The 1240-nt window shown below is 61.9% G+C and carries 3 protein-coding genes; all 3 read left to right on the top strand.

Annotated elements, in window-relative coordinates; translation table 11 throughout:
- The first annotated feature begins 8 nt into the window (after positions 1-8).
- The gene (gene sdhC, locus SB764_RS38100) at positions 9-425 is read left to right on the top strand and encodes a succinate dehydrogenase, cytochrome b556 subunit (protein ID WP_065064680.1); all 417 of its coding nucleotides are present in this window, start codon (positions 9-11) and stop codon (positions 423-425) included.
- Positions 426-427: 2 nt separating this feature from the next.
- Positions 428-796, top strand: a complete 369-nt coding sequence (gene sdhD, locus SB764_RS38095; protein WP_065064678.1) for a succinate dehydrogenase, hydrophobic membrane anchor protein — start codon at positions 428-430, stop codon at positions 794-796.
- A gap of 4 nt (positions 797-800) precedes the next feature.
- A partial coding sequence (locus SB764_RS38090) for an FAD-dependent oxidoreductase (RefSeq protein WP_410866475.1) occupies positions 801-1240 on the top strand: 440 nt, incomplete at its 3' end.

Genomic DNA, 1240 nt, shown 5'->3' with positions numbered 1-1240 from the left:
GGTCTAGCATGGCAGAAGCCGCAAAAAAACCGAGGCCGGAATACCGGAACATCGGGATTGGGCAGATATTGTTCGCATACCGCCTGCCGTTGGCCGGTCGCGTATCGATCGGTCACCGCGTGAGCGGTGCACTTCTATTCCTGTTCCTCCCTTTCATCCTGTTCCTGTTCGACCAGAGCCTCACCTCCGAACTCAGCTTCGAGGTCTTCAAGGGCTTCCTCTCGAACATCATCGTCAAGCTCGTCGTGCTCGTGCTCGGCTGGGCCTTCCTCTTTCACTTCTGCGCCGGCGTGCGCCACCTGTTCATGGACTTCAACCATGACCTCGCGGCCAAAGAAAAGGGCAAGTCGACCTCGCTCGTCGTCGTCGTCATCTCCACGATCCTCACGATCGCCTTCGCGGCAAAACTCTTCGGAGCGTTTTAAGAATGTCGGCTAAAAACGGTATCGGTCCGAAGCGCCTCGTCGTCGGCGCTCATTACGGCCTGCGTGACTGGATCGCCCAGCGCGCCACCGCCGTCATCATGGCGATCTACACCGTCGTGCTGCTCGTCCTCTTCTTTGGCGCACACGACTTTTCGTACGACGGCTGGGCGTCGATTTTCTCCGCCCAATGGATGAAGCTCGCGACGTTCGTCACGCTGCTCGCGCTGTTCTATCACGCCTGGATCGGCGTGCGCGACATCTGGATGGACTACATCAAGCCCGTCGGCCTGCGCATCGCGCTGGACGTGCTGACGATCGCCTGGCTGCTGGGCAGCCTCGGCTACGCCGCGCAGATTCTCTGGAGAGTGTAAAAGCATGGCTGCAATCAAGAATTCTCTGCCGCGTCGCAAGTTCGACGTGGTTATCGTCGGCGCGGGCGGCTCGGGGATGCGCGCTTCGCTGCAACTGGCGCGCGCCGGTCTGTCCGTCTGCGTGCTCTCGAAGGTGTTCCCGACGCGCTCGCACACGGTCGCGGCCCAGGGCGGCATCGGCGCCTCGCTCGGCAACATGAGCGAAGACAACTGGCACTACCACTTCTACGACACGATCAAGGGCTCCGACTGGCTCGGCGACCAGGACGCGATCGAGTTCATGTGCCGCGAAGCACCGAACGCCGTCTACGAACTCGAACACATGGGCATGCCGTTCGACCGTAACGCCGACGGCACGATTTACCAGCGCCCGTTTGGCGGCCACACCGCCAACTACGGCGAAAAGCCGGTGCAGCGCGCCTGCGCGGCCGCGGACCGTACCGG

Source organism: Paraburkholderia sp. SIMBA_027 (genome assembly GCF_046535315.1).
Lineage (GTDB): Bacteria > Pseudomonadota > Gammaproteobacteria > Burkholderiales > Burkholderiaceae > Paraburkholderia > Paraburkholderia tropica.
The sequence above is the reverse complement of the archived record's forward strand: the minus strand, read 5'-3'. Positions and strand labels throughout refer to the sequence as shown.